The 12719-nt window shown below is 74.2% G+C and carries 10 protein-coding genes and 5 pseudogenes; 5 read left to right on the top strand and 10 right to left on the bottom strand.

The features are described from left to right. Nucleotides 1–140: 140 nt before the first annotated feature. From A6P39_RS07055 to qcrB, 3 genes are all read left to right on the top strand, one after another. On the top strand, nucleotides 141–2603 hold the full coding sequence (locus A6P39_RS07055) for a SpoIIE family protein phosphatase (protein ID WP_199840762.1): 2463 nt from the start codon (nucleotides 141–143) through the stop codon (nucleotides 2601–2603). A gap of 80 nt (nucleotides 2604–2683) precedes the next feature. After that, on the top strand, nucleotides 2684–2959 hold the full coding sequence (locus A6P39_RS07050) for a hypothetical protein (protein ID WP_067044124.1): 276 nt from the start codon (nucleotides 2684–2686) through the stop codon (nucleotides 2957–2959). Next, on the top strand, nucleotides 2956–4476 hold the full coding sequence (qcrB, locus tag A6P39_RS07045) for a cytochrome bc1 complex cytochrome b subunit (protein WP_079133290.1): 1521 nt from the start codon (nucleotides 2956–2958) through the stop codon (nucleotides 4474–4476). The genes A6P39_RS07050 and qcrB overlap by 4 nt, the downstream gene beginning before the upstream one ends. Here qcrB and ctaF read toward each other — a convergent pair. Together ctaF and ctaD are read right to left on the bottom strand one after the other, a co-directional pair. Further along, the gene (gene ctaF / locus A6P39_RS07040) at nucleotides 4412–4795 is read right to left on the bottom strand and encodes an aa3-type cytochrome oxidase subunit IV (RefSeq protein ID WP_067044121.1); all 384 of its coding nucleotides are present in this window, start codon (nucleotides 4793–4795) and stop codon (nucleotides 4412–4414) included. The genes qcrB and ctaF overlap by 65 nt on opposite strands. Beyond that, nucleotides 4792–6480, bottom strand: a complete 1689-nt coding sequence (gene ctaD, locus A6P39_RS07035; protein ID WP_079133289.1) for an aa3-type cytochrome oxidase subunit I — start codon at nucleotides 6478–6480, stop codon at nucleotides 4792–4794. Before ctaD ends, ctaF begins: the two co-directional genes overlap by 4 nt. 155 nt (nucleotides 6481–6635) lie before the next feature. Here ctaD and A6P39_RS07030 point away from each other — a divergent pair, with 155 nt between their 5' ends. Further along, nucleotides 6636–6758 carry a hypothetical protein gene (locus A6P39_RS07030; protein WP_267893300.1) on the top strand — a complete coding sequence of 41 codons (123 nt, stop codon included), beginning with the start codon at nucleotides 6636–6638 and terminating at the stop codon, nucleotides 6756–6758. A gap of 55 nt (nucleotides 6759–6813) precedes the next feature. Here A6P39_RS07030 and A6P39_RS07025 read toward each other — a convergent pair whose 3' ends face one another. Together A6P39_RS07025 and A6P39_RS07020 are read right to left on the bottom strand one after the other, a co-directional pair. Beyond that, nucleotides 6814–7398: a hydrolase gene (locus A6P39_RS07025; RefSeq protein WP_067044114.1), complete on the bottom strand. Its 585-nt coding sequence runs from the start codon at nucleotides 7396–7398 to the stop codon at nucleotides 6814–6816. Between the two features lie 242 nt (nucleotides 7399–7640). Beyond that, nucleotides 7641–8078, bottom strand: a complete 438-nt coding sequence (locus A6P39_RS07020; protein ID WP_067044111.1) for a MarR family winged helix-turn-helix transcriptional regulator — start codon at nucleotides 8076–8078, stop codon at nucleotides 7641–7643. 107 nt (nucleotides 8079–8185) lie between these two features. On the opposite strand from A6P39_RS07020, the gene A6P39_RS07015 reads away from it, so the two are divergent. Continuing rightward, entirely contained in the window at nucleotides 8186–8686 is a 501-nt protein-coding gene (locus tag A6P39_RS07015; RefSeq protein ID WP_067044108.1) for a metallophosphoesterase family protein, read from the top strand. Between the two features lie 32 nt (nucleotides 8687–8718). On the opposite strand, the pseudogene A6P39_RS07010 reads toward A6P39_RS07015, so the two are convergent. The 6 genes and pseudogenes from A6P39_RS07010 to A6P39_RS06985 all read right to left on the bottom strand — a co-directional run. Further along, a pseudogene (locus A6P39_RS07010) lies at nucleotides 8719–9362 on the bottom strand (SRPBCC family protein). Between the two features lie 32 nt (nucleotides 9363–9394). Next, complete coding sequence (locus tag A6P39_RS07005; protein WP_067044105.1) at nucleotides 9395–10498, bottom strand: XdhC family protein; 1104 nt, start codon at nucleotides 10496–10498, stop codon at nucleotides 9395–9397. Continuing rightward, a pseudogene (locus A6P39_RS45435) lies at nucleotides 10491–11225 on the bottom strand (VWA domain-containing protein); the annotation flags it as partial. The gene A6P39_RS07005 and the pseudogene A6P39_RS45435, both read right to left, overlap by 8 nt. A gap of 417 nt (nucleotides 11226–11642) precedes the next feature. Then, a pseudogene (locus A6P39_RS06995) lies at nucleotides 11643–12353 on the bottom strand (FAD binding domain-containing protein); the annotation flags it as partial. Next, nucleotides 12350–12586, bottom strand: a pseudogene (locus A6P39_RS06990) (hypothetical protein); the annotation flags it as partial. The pseudogenes A6P39_RS06995 and A6P39_RS06990, both read right to left, overlap by 4 nt. Beyond that, nucleotides 12567–12665, bottom strand: a pseudogene (locus tag A6P39_RS06985) ((2Fe-2S)-binding protein); the annotation flags it as partial. The pseudogenes A6P39_RS06990 and A6P39_RS06985, both read right to left, overlap by 20 nt. Between the last annotated feature and the right edge of the window lie 54 nt (nucleotides 12666–12719).

Here is a 12719-nt window from a genome sequence, read left to right as displayed (position 1 = left end):
CTGTGGACAGTCACGTCTGTCACGAGGTCACCGTGCGGAACTCACGGGTCAAGATGTGTTCGGCGGCTTTCGACCCGACCGGGCGCACGGGGCACTCGAAGCGTCCACAGGGGCTGCGCGGGACGCTCACACGCGCTGTAATGGCGAACGTGGTGAGCGAGCGCGCTGCGGTCGGCGGGACGAGGACGGGGCCGGAGCGTGCCGAAGCCGCCCTCGGCACGCTCGGCGCGCCGCCCGGCATGCCCGACCGGCTCCGCCGGGTCCTGGAACAGGCCCTGGTCTTCGCCGGCGCGTCCTTCGCCGGGGTGTACACGCCCGGCGACGATCCCGCACACCTCTCACTCGCCGAGTCGGCGGGCCTGCCGCGCACCCTGTACGGCCTGCGGGACGGCTACCCGGCCGACGGCGGCTCCCCGATCGCCGAGGCCCACCGCACCGGGCAGCCGCTCTGGCTCGGCCCCGAGGAGCTGGCCGGCTGTCCCGAGGCCCGGCGCACCCCGTCCCCGGAGTTCTCCCTGGCCGTGCTGCCCCTCGGGCCGGCGGGCACCGGCTGCCTGCTGGCCGTCAGCGAGCGTCCCGGCGGCTTCGGCACGGACGACCGCGCCTGCCTGGAGCTGATCGCCCGCGCCGTCGCCGTACCCGCCCCGTCCGCCGTACCGGGGGACACCGGCGAGCTGCCCGAGGACGCCTTCAGCCTTGCCGTGGACAGCGGCCGGGTCGAGGTCGGCGACGGCATCCTGCGGCTGTTCGGACTGAGCCGCGACGACTTCGACGGCCGGGTGGAGACCCTGCTCGGGCGCGCCGTGCCCGAGGACGTGCCCGCGCTGATGTCCGTGGTCGAGGCCGACCACATGTCCATCGGCGAGCGCGAGCTGGAGTTCCGCATCCTCCAGCCCTCCGGCGCTCCCCGGTGGCTGCGGCTGTGCGGGCGGCTGCTGCCCGCCGCGAAGGGCCGCCCGGCCCGGCTGGTCGGCACGGTCGCGGACGCCTCCACCCTGCGCTCCGACGTCACCGACGTGGCCCGGGTGCAGCGCCTGGCCGCCGCCCTGGCCACCGCCGGCACGGTCAAGGACGTCGGCGGGGCCGTCGTGGCCGCCCTGCGCGAACCGCTGCGCGCCGACCGGATCGCCCTCGCCGAACTGGAGAACGACCGCCTCGTCGTCACCGTCCTCGACCCGCCCGAGCCCGAGGCCTGGCCCGAGCTGTGGCGCACCGAATGGCGCACCGAGTGGCCCGACGCGCCGGTGCGCGCCATGCCCACCCTGGCTGCCGCGCTGCGCGAGGGCCGCGCCCGGATCTGGCCCGCCGGCAGCGCCCTGGAGCCCGCCCTCGCCGGCGTCGGCCCCGGCGGCCTCGCCGTGCTGCCGCTGCCGGCCGGCGGCCGTATGGCCGGCGCCTGCCTGATCGGCTGGGACGACCCGCACGACTTCGGCCCCGACGAGCGTGCCCTGCTCACCGCCTGCGCCGGCCTGACCGGCCAGGCCCTGCTGCGCGCGCACGCCTTCGACGCCGAGCACGAACTCGTCGGCATGCTCCAGCGCACCCTGCTGCCGCGCCGCCTGCCCCGGCTGCCCGGCGCGGTCGCCGTCGCCCGTTACCTGCCCACCACCGCGGGACTCGAGGTCGGCGGCGACTGGTACGACGTGATCCCGCTCGCCGACAACCACGTGGCCTTCGTCATCGGCGACGTCCAGGGCCACAACGCGGGCGCCGCCACCGTGATGGGCCAGATGCGCACCGCGCTGCGCGCCTACGCCGCCGAGGGCCACGCCCCCGACGTGGTCGTCGCGCACGCCAACCGGCTGCTGCTGGAGATGGAGACCGACCTCTTCGCCACCTGCGCCTACGTCGACGTCGACATGGAGGAGGGCACCGCCTGGTGCGTGCGCGCCGGTCATCTGGAGCCCGTGCTGCGCCACCCGGACGGCACCGCCGAGATCGTCCGCGCCGAGGGCGGACCGCCGCTCGGGGTGCTCGGCCAGGCACAGTTCCCGATCACCCCGCTGCGGCTCCAGCCCGGCACGGTGGTCGCGCTGACCACCGACGGCCTGGTGGAGTCCGCGGACTCCGACCTCGACGAGGGCATGGAGCGCCTCGCCCGCGAGCTGTCCGCCGCCGACCCCGCACACCTCGGCCTGGTCGCCGACGCGCTGCTCACCGGCGCCCACCGCACCGACGACGTCGCCCTGCTGCTGGTGCGCTACGACGGCATGGCCGTACGCCCGCTGCGGGAGAGCTGGACGGTGTGGCGGGTGCCGCAGGCGGTCGGGCACGCCCGCCGCTTCACCCGGCGCACGCTGCGCGCCTGGGGCGTCTCGCCGGGCACCATGGACACGGCCCTGCTGGTGGTCTCCGAACTCGTCACCAACGCCCTCGTGCACACCGACGGCCAGGTGCGCCTCGACCTCAGCCTGATCAACCACCGCCTCCGGCTCGCCGTCACCGACTCCTCGCCGCGCAGCCCCGTCAAGCCCACCAGCATCGGCTGGGAGGCCACCGGCGGGCGGGGCATCCTGCTGGTGGAGGCGGTCTCCGTGGCCTGGGGTACGGTCCCGGTCAGCGGCGGCAAACAGGTGTGGGCCGACCTCGTCCCCGACCGCTGACCCGCCACTCGGGTGCGCGTGCGGCCTGGTCCGGCAGGTCGAAGGGGTCCGCCCGCCCGCCGTGCCTAGGGTCGATCGGCGTGGCAGACACCTTCGAAGAGCTGGTGGAGAAGCAGCGTGCCGCAGACGCGGCGCAGCAGACGGTCGAGGAACTGCGGGACACCTACGGTCCGCCGGCCGAGCGCGGGATGACCGGTGCCCAGTCGGGCACCTACGAGACCGCCCTGCGCGCTTGGCGGGACCTGGCCCGCGAGGCGCAGACCGCGCTCAGCGAGTACGCCAGGCAGACCGGCCGGCCCCGCGCGGACATCGAGGCCGAGGTGGCACGCGCCGCGGCGGAGCCGCAGGACACATGAGCGCGGGCGCGGGCGCGCGGGACAGGGGCCGGGCCGGCCGCCGCGCCGCAAGGATCGTCGAGGCCGCGGACGCCCGGCTGCCCGTCCTCGAGGGCGGCCCGCTGCTGCGCAAGGCGTTCCCCGACCACTGGTCGTTCCTGCTCGGCGAACTCGCGCTGTACAGCCTGCTGGTGCTGATCCTGACCGGGGTCTGGCTGACGCTGTTCTTCACGCCGGAGATGCGCGAGGTCGTCTACGCGGGCCCCTATGCGCCGCTGCGCGGGGTGCGCATGTCGGCCGCCTTCGACTCCACCCTGAACATCAGCTTCGACGTGCGCGGCGGACTGCTGATGCGGCAGACCCACCACTGGGCCGCGCTGGTCTTCGTGGCCGCGATCGGCCTGCACCTGCTGCGGATCTTCTTCACCGGGGCCTTCCGCCGGCCCCGCGAGCTGAACTGGGCGGTCGGGCTGACCCTGTTCGTGGTCTCGCTCGCCGAGGGCTTCGCCGGCTACTCGCTCCCCGACGACCTGCTCTCCGGGACCGGACTGCGCATCGCCCAGGGCATCATGACGTCGGTCCCGGTGCTCGGCACGTACGCCGGCTTCCTCGTCTTCGGCGGCCCCTACCCGGCGCACGACATCGTCACCCGCCTGTACCCGGTGCACATCCTGCTGCTCCCGGGCGCCCTGATCGCCCTGGTCAGCGTGCATCTGATGCTGGTGTTCCACCTCAAGCACACCCAGTGGCGCGGCCCGGGCCACACCGTGCGCAACGCCGTCGGCAAGCCCTTCTTCCCGCAGTTCACGGCTTCTTCGGGCGGACTGTCCGTCATCGTCGCCGGCGTCCTGGTGCTGCTGGCCGCGATCGCCCAGGTCAACCCGGTGTGGAAGTACGGCCCCTACCGGCCCGACCAGGTCTCCACCGGCTCCCAGCCGGACTGGTACGTCGGCTTCCTGGAGGGCGCGCTCCGGCTGGTGCCGGCGTGGGAGACGCACGTCGCCGGGCACACCGTGATGTGGAACGTCCTGCTGCCCGCCATCGTGCTGCCCGGCCTGCTGTTCGCGGTGCTGTACGCCTATCCGTTCGTGGAGCAGCGCCTCACGGAGGAGTGGCGCACCGAGCGGCACTTCTGCGACCGGCCCCGCGAGCGTCCCGTCCGCACCGGCCTCGGGGTCGCCGGCACCGTGTTCTACGGCGTGCTGCTGCTGGCCGGCGGCAACGACGTCATCGCGCAGACCTTCCGGATCTCCGTCAACGCCCTCACCTGGATCCTGCGGGCCGCCCTGATCGCGGCGCCCGTCGTGGCCTTCGTCGTGACCCGGTGGCTGTGCCGGGCCCTCACCGAGGCCGAACGCGCCCGGCTCGAGGAAGGCGTGTCCACCGGCGAGATCCGGCAGAGCGTCACCGGCGGCTACGAGAGTGCCCACGAGCCCGTCGAGTCCTTCCGGCCCGGCGCGCCGCGCAGGCCGCTCACCGCTGCGGGTACTGGAACACCATCCCGAACACCCCGCGCACCAGAACTCCCAGACCGATGAGGAACAGCCACAGGCCGTAGACGACGCCGGTCGCCGTCACCGCGGCACCCAGCGCGGTGACGACCGGCCACATGCTCTCGTCCGGGAAGAACGCCACCGGCCCCGCTCCGTCGGCCACCTCCGCCCCGGTGCGGTCCTGTGCGCGGGTGCCCCGCCGCCGGTACTGGATCAGGCAGAAGAACGACACCAGTGCCGCCATCCCGCACGCGACGACCAGCGCGACCGTGCCCGTCTCGTCCCCGGACCACATCCCGTACAGCGCGGCGGAGGAGCCGAAGAACAGCGCCACCCCGCCGAACAGCATCGACTCGGTCTTCATCGCGCGCCCTCGGCACCGGTCTGCCCGGTCTGCCCGGCCTCGGGATGGTGCAGGTCGAACGCGGGCGACTCCGAGCGGATCCGGGGCAGGGCGACGAAGTTGTGCCGCGGCGGCGGACAGGAGGTGGCCCACTCCAGGCCCCGGCCCCAGCCCCACGGGTCGTCCAGGGTGACTTTCTCGCCCTTGGCGGCGGTGCGCCAGACGTTGTAGAGGAACGGCAGCGTGGAGACGCCCAGCAGGAACGCGCCCGCCGAGGACAGGGTGTTGAGCAGGGTGAAGCCGTCCGCCGGGAGGTAGTCGGCGTACCGGCGCGGCATCCCGGCCGCGCCGAGCCAGTGCTGCACCAGGAAGGTCAGCTGGAACGCCGGGAACAGCAGCCAGAAGTGCAGCTTGCCGAGCCGCTCGTCCAGCATCTTGCCGGTGAACTTGGGCCACCAGAAGTAGAACCCGGCGAACATCGCGAACACGACGGTGCCGAACAGCACGTAGTGAAGGTGCGCCACGATGAAGTAGCTGTCGGTCACGTGGAAGTCCAGCGGCGGGGAGGCGATCAGCACCCCGCTCAGCCCGCCGAGCAGGAACGACACCAGGAAGCCCATGGCCCACAGCATCGGGGTCTCGAACGACACCGACCCGTTCACCATCGTCCCGATCCACGCGAAGAACTTGATGCCCGTGGGCACCGCGATCAGGAACGACATCAGGGAGAAGAACGGCAGCAGCACCGCGCCGGTGGCGAACATGTGGTGCGCCCACACCACTGCCGACAGCATCGTGATCGCGATGGTCGCGCCGATCATCGGCAGATAGCCGAACTGCGGCTTGCGGGAGAACACCGGGATGATCTCCGAGATGATCCCGAAGAACGGCAGGGCCACGATGTAGACCTCCGGATGCCCGAAGAACCAGAACAGGTGCTGCCACAGGAGCGCGCCCCCGTTCGCCGCGTCGAAGACATGCGCCCCGAACTTGCGGCCCGCCTCCAGCGCCAGCAGCGCCGCCGCGAACACCGGGAAGGCGGGCAGGACCAGGATCGAGGTGAACAGCACGTTCCAGGTGAACATCGGCATCCGGAACATGGTCATGCCCGGGGCGCGCAGGCACAGGATCGTGGTGATGAAGTTGACCGCGGTCAGCGTCGTCGACACACCGGTGACCACCAGTCCCATCGCCCACAGGTCACCGCCCGCGCCCGGCGAGAAGTAGGCGCTGTTCAGCGGCGCGTACGCGAACCAGCCGAACGAGGCGGCCCCGCCCGGCACCACGAAGCCGGACACCACCATCAGCGCCCCGAACAGGTACATCCAGTACGACAGCGCGTTCAGCCGGGGCAGCGCCAGGTCCGGCGCGCCGATCTGCAGCGGCATCACGGCATTGGCGAACCCGGCGAACATGGGCGTCGCGAACAGCAGCATCATGATCGTGCCGTGGATGGTGAAGAACTCGCCGTAGCCGTGCTCGTTCAGGAACTGCAGCCCCGGCCGGGCGAGTTCGGCGCGCATGCCGAGTGCCAGCAGCCCGGCGAACAGGAAGAAGCAGAACGCCGTGACCATGTACAGCCGGCCGATCACCTTGTGGTCGGTCGTGGCGGCCCAGCGCAGCAGGGTCCGGCCGGGCCGCGGGGCGGGGGCCGCATAGCGCTCGACGGCCTCACGGGCATCGGACATCTGTGGTAGTTCGGTCATCCCGGGCGACGCTACTCCCGCGGACCGGACCGCCCGCCCGCGCCACGCCTGCACACGGCCCGGCGCACTCCTTGCGGCGCCGGGGTCACTCCGGGGCCGCCGACCGGCCGCGCCACGCGGACCGCGCAGACCACAGCAAGGGTGCACATCCGCTCATGAACCTCCTCGTCACCGGCGCCGCCGGTTTCGTCGGCACCGAAGGGCTCGCCGAGACCGTCGCCTGGTACCGCGAGCACCGCGGCTGGTGGGAGCCGCTGAAGCGGCGCGGTGCACGGTGAGACGGCTGGTCACCGGCGCGGGCGCGGGGTGCGCCGGGGACCGGCCGAGCGGGTGTCAGGCGTGGGTCTTGGCCAGCAGTTCCAGGACCTCGGCGGTGGTGCCGCTCTCGCCGAGCCGCGGGAAGATCCGCTCGACGCTGTTCGCGTGCGCCCCGGCGTCGGCGTCGGCCATCGCGTCGGTGGCGAGGGTGACGTGGTAGCCGTGGGCGTACGCGTCCCGGGCGGTGGACTCCACGCCGATGCTGGTGGCGATGCCCGTCAGCACGATCTGGGTGATGCCGCGGCGGCGCAGCTGGACGTCCAGGCCGGTGCCGTGGAAGGCGCTCCAGTTGTGCTTCGTGACGTGGATGTCGGAGCCGTGGCCCAGGAGTTCGTCGACGATGACGTCCCAGCCCTCGGGGAAGGCGAGGCCGCGGGCCTGGCGTTCGGTGCGGCCGGGGACGGCGTCGGCCCAGTCGGGCGCGAAGGAGACGCGGACGAGGACGACGGGCAGGTTCCGGGAGCGGAAGGCCTCGGCCAGTTCGGCGGTGCGGGAGACGACGTCCGAGGCCGCGTGCGGCTGGACGGGCATGCCCACGATGCCGTTCTGCAGGTCGATCGCGACGAGGGCGGTCCGGGGGTCGAGCGTGGTGAGCGACATGAGTCTCTCAGGCCTTTCCGGGGTTGGTGGTACGTGCGGGGGTGAGCCGGCCGAGGGATCGGTCGGACACCGTTGTCGCCGGCAACAGGGCGGAGCCGGTGAGCATGGACAGGGGGCAGGCTGTGCAGCCCGGCCGTGTCGGCGCGGTGCGGGTGGAACGCCGCGGTGGCGGCGGACGCGCCCAGCGCGCCGAGGTACGGCGGGGCGAGCGTCCTTCCCGGGGCGTGCGGCAAGCGTCGGTGTCACGGCCGCGACAGCCGTTCCAGCAACTCCAGGGCCGTCAGGACGGTCTGCCGCTCCTCCTCGGTGTAGCGGTCCTGGAAGGCGCGGGCCAGCCACTCCTCACGGACCTGCCGGTTGCCTTCGATCCGGGCCCGCCCGGCGTCGGTCAGGGTGACCAGCTGGCGGCGGCCGTCGTCCGGGTCGGGGGCACGCCGGATCAGGCCGTGCTGGTCCAGGGCGGCCAGCGTGGTCGCCATCGACTGCGGGCGTACGCCCTCGGCGGCGGCCAGCGCGCTGGCCGTGGCGGCGCCGTGCTTGCCGACCAGGGTGAGCGCGGACTCCTGCGACGGGCTGAGGTCGGTGTTCTGCGCGACCTCGCGGATACGGCGCCGCAGCCGGCTGAACACCACGCGCAGATCGCGCGCGGTGCGGGCGGCGGAGTCGGAGATGTCAGCCATGCCCGGCAGCCTAGACTGGGCAGCCAAAACTGTCCAGTCCAGACTGTTCAGTTGTATCTGATGAATTCCGGATGCCCGCTGTCTGCCGCCTCGGCTAGGTTGGCGGTGTGCGTCTGCTGATGGTGTCCGACACCCACGTGCCGAAGCGCGCCAAGCGGCTCCCGGAGCAGCTGCTGGCCGAACTCCCGCGCGCGGATGTGGTGTTCCATGCCGGGGACTGGGTCGACACCGCCACCCTGGACCTGCTGGAGAGCAGCAGCCGCCGGCTGATCGGGGTCTACGGCAACAACGACGGCCCCGCGCTGCGCGCCCGCCTGCCCGAGGTGGCCTACGCGGACCTGGGCGGCCTGCGCTTCGCCGTCGTGCACGAGACCGGCCCCGCCCAGGGGCGCGAGGCCCGCTGCGCCGCCCGCTTCCCCGGCCTCGACGTGCTGGTCTTCGGGCACAGCCACATCCCCTGGGACACCACCGCCCCGACCGGCCTGCGGCTGCTCAACCCCGGTTCCCCGACCGACCGGCGCCGCCGGCCGCACTGCACCTACCTCACCGCCACACTCGCCGACGGCGCGCTCAGCGACGTGACCCTGCACCGGCTGCCGCGGCGGTAGCGGCGGGCTACGGCGGCCGCGACACCTGGGCCTTAGGGAGTCGCCCGTCCCCGGCGTCTCGTGGTCCGGCCGCTGCGCCGCAGCCGTACCGCGACCCCTGCCAGTACGGCGATCGCCACCGCCACCGCCGCCGCCCGTTTGGCCACCGGCATCCCCGCCGTACGCAGGAGGCCGAGGGGCGGCGGCGCGGGCTCCGCCGGCCGCCGGGGCTCCCCGGCGGCGGGCCCGGGACGCGTGGCCAGCCTGTCCGCCAGGCAGTCCGCGAACCGTCCCACCAGCTTGTCGCCCACCTCCGCCAGCATCCCGCGCCCGAACTGGGCCGGCCGCCCGGTCACCGTCAGATCGGTCCGCACGGACACCGTCGTACCGCCGTCGCGTTCGCTCAGCGTGCCGGTGACCGCGTCGCCCGGGCCGTGCCCTGCCCCTGGGTCTCCCGGCCGCTGGCCACGAGCGCCATCCGGTGCGCCGCCGGGTCCTGCTCCTCGAAGACCGCCGTGCCCCGGTAGGCCACCGTGACCGGGCCGACCTTCACCTTCACCGAGCCGGTCACGGTCGTGCCGTCGTACTCCTCCACGACCGCGCCCGGCAGACACGGCGCGACCCCTTCGATGTCCAGGAGCGCGTGCCAGGCGTCGTCGACCGGCACCGGCACGGTGAACTCGTGGTGCAACTCCATGACGTGCTCCTTCCGGAACGGCTCGGGCCCCCTCAGGCGGCGGGCGGGTGGATGGCCCCGGCGGTGGTGGTCAGGGGCGCGCCGCTGCCGCCCCAGCGCAGGGCGACGATCTCGGCGGCGACGGAGACGGCGACCTCCTCGGGGGTACGGGCCCCGAGGTCGAGCCCGAGCGGCGAGCGCAGCCGGGACAGCTCGGCCTCGGTGAGCCCGGCCTCGGTGAGCCGTGCGCGCCGCTCCTCGTGGGTCTTCCGGCTGCCCATCGCCCCGATGTAGGCGGCCGGCCGGCGCAGGGCCTCCTCGAGGAGCGGTACGTCGAACTTCGGGTCGTGGGTCAGGACGCAGATCACCGTGCGCTCGTCGGTCCCGGTGCCGGCCAGGTAGCGGTGCGGCCAGTCGACGATCACCTCGACGGCCGCCGGGAAGCGCTTGGGCGTGGCGAAGACCGGGCGGGCGTCGCACACGGTGACCCGGTAGCCGAGGAAGTCGCCGATGCGGGCCACCGCGGCCGCGTAGTCGATCGCGCCGAAGACCAGCATGCGCGGTGGTGGCGCGAACGACTGGAGGAACACCGTGACGGTGTCCGCACGGCGTTCGCCGTGCGGCCCGTAGTGCCTGAGCGCCGAGGCGCCGAGGGCGAGTTCGCCGCGCGCGTCGGCGGTGACGGCCGCGTCCAGGCCGCTCGCGCCGAGCGTGCCGTGCGCCCGGTCCGGCCAGACGGCGAGGCTCGCGCCGCGCGGGGCGGGCCCGTCCACCACCGTCGCCGCGGTCACCGGCTCGCCCGCGGCGACGGAGGCGGCCACCGCGCCGAACGCCCGGTCCGCACCGGCGGTCACCGGCCGTACCAGCAGGGTGATCTCGCCGCCGCAGGTGAGGCCGACCGCGAACGCGTCCGCGTCGCTGTACCCGAACGTCTCCAGCCGCGCCTCGCCGCTCGCCACGACCTCCCGCGCCAGCTCGAACACCGCCCCCTCCACACAGCCCCCGGACACGCTCCCCACGACCTCGTCGTCCGGGCCCACCGCCATCGCGGCACCGGGCCCGCGCGGCGCGCTGCGGCTGACCGCGACGACCGTGGCCAGACCGAACGGGATCCCGGCCGCGTACCACCGCGCCAGGCCCGGCAGGATCTCACGCACGCTCCACTCCTTTCCCCGCCTTCGTGCCGGTCGCCGGGTCCGGGCCGGCGACCGGGGCCGCACGGGGTGCCGAGCCGGCTCGGGGATCCGCGCCGCGCACCACCGCGGCCAGCTGTTCCAGCGCGGCGAGGCTGTGCCCCTCGACGAAGGCGTCCACGCTGGGCAGCGCCGCCGCCGTCCCGGCGGCCAGTGGCGCGTAACCGGGGCGGGCCTTACGGGGGTTCGCCCAGACCACCTGGTGCGCCAGGGCGTGCAGTCGGCGCATCTGCTGTCCGAGCAGCTCCGGACCGCCGCGCTCCCAGCCGTCCGAGAGCAGGACGACGACCGCGCCCCGCGCCGTCCCGCGCTGCCCCCAGCGGTTCGGGAACTCCCGCAGCAGCCCGCCGAGCCGGGTGCCGCCGCGCCAGTCGGGCACCGCCGCCGCGACGGTCGCCATCGCCAAGTCGGGGTCGCGGCGGGCGAGTTCACGGGTCACCCGGGTCAGCCGGGAGCCGGTCACCCGGGTCAGCCGGGTGCCGACGGTGAACACCTCCGTACGGCCCGCGCGCACCGCCGCGTGCGCGAACCGCAACAGCGCGTCGGCGTACGGCGCCATCGAGCCGCTCACATCGACGAGCAGTACCACCCGGCGGGGCCGTGCCACCCGCGCGTGCCGCCGCAGTCCGGCCGGTTCCCCGCCGCGGCGCAGCAACTCCCGTACGGTGCGCCGCGGGTCGACCTCACCGCGCCGGGCGGGCCGGCGCCGCGCCGAGCGGCGTGCCTGCCCCCGCGGGGCGAACGCGGCGAGCAGACGGTGCAGTTGGGCCCGCTCGGCGGCGTCGAGCGCGGCGACGTCGCGGTGCCGCAGCACCTCGGCGGAGCCGGCGAGCACGCCGCGGGGCGGCCCCGGCGGTTCACCTTCGCCGGGCTCGGCCACACCCGTGGCCGTCTCCCGTGGGACCAGCCGGAGCCGGGGCGAAGGAGCGGTGCGGGGCGGCGGCGCGGCCCGCTCGCCCGAGGGCCCGAAGTAGGCGGCGAACACCCGCTCGTACCGCTCCAGATCGTCGTGCCCGCCGCACAGCGTCGCCCGCCCCGCCCCGTACACGTCCGTGCGCACCCCCGGCCGCAGCACGGCCACGGCCCGCAGGAACGCGAACAGCCGCTCGGCACTCGCATCGGCCAGTGCCGCCTCGGCCGCCGGTGCCCGCAGCGGGGTCGTGCCCATGTCGGTCAGCCCGATGCGCGCCTCGGCCACCCGCCCGCCGTCCCGCCGCACCAGCGCCGCCACGCCGACGATCGCCCAGGCCTGCGCGACCCGGTGGAACTTCTCGTAGTGGAAGTCCCAGCCGTCCGTCTTCGGCACCCGTACCTCCACGAGGAGTTCGTCGGGCGCGAGCGCCGACTGCAGGTAGTCCACGAAGAACTCGCGCGCCGGGACGGTGCGCCTGCCGCCCGGGCCGGCGGCGACCAGTTCGCCGTCCAGGGCCAGTACGACCGCGGGCAGGTCGCCGGCCGGGTCGGCGTGCGCGAGCGAGCCGCCGAGGGTGCCCCGGTGCCGTACCGCCGGGTCGGCGACCGTGGCCGTCGCGGCGGCCAGCAGGCCGGCGTGCCGGCGGACCAGCGGGTCGCGGATCACGTCGTGGTGCGTGGTCGTCGCCCCGATGACGAGCGTGTCGCCGTCGTCGCGGACCCCGCGCAGCCGGGGGACCCGGCCGACGTCGACGACCAGCTCCGGGAAGGCCAGCCGCAGCCGCAGCAGGGGCAGCAGGCTCTGCCCGCCGACCAGCACCTTCGCCTCCTCGCCCGCGCCGGCGAGCAGGCGCACCGCCTCCTCGACGCTCTCGGGACGGGCGTACTCGAATGCCGGGGGAATCATGCCGAGGTCTCCCGCACCGCGCGCCACACGCGTTCAGGTGCGCAGGGCATCCGCACGTCGTGCACGCCGAGCGGCCGCAGGGCGTCCACGACGGCGTTGACCACGGCCGGGGTCGAGGCGATCGTGCCCGCCTCGCCCACGCCCTTGACGCCGAGCGCGTTCGACGCCGCCGGCGTCTCGGTCAGGCCGGTCACGAAGTCGGGCAGGTCGGCCGCCGACGGGACGAGATGGCCGGCCATGGACCAGGAGGAGGCGGGGTTCCACCTCGTCCTCGTACGTCGTGCCGTCCACGTCCACCGAGATGCGGGTCATATGCCCTCCAACCGTCTGGGAGAGGGAGAGAAGCGACCATTGATGATGTAGGTC

This window comes from Streptomyces sp. FXJ1.172 (genome assembly GCF_001636945.3).
GTDB lineage: Bacteria > Actinomycetota > Actinomycetes > Streptomycetales > Streptomycetaceae > Streptomyces.
The sequence above is the reverse complement of the archived record's forward strand: the minus strand, read 5'-3'. Positions and strand labels throughout refer to the sequence as shown.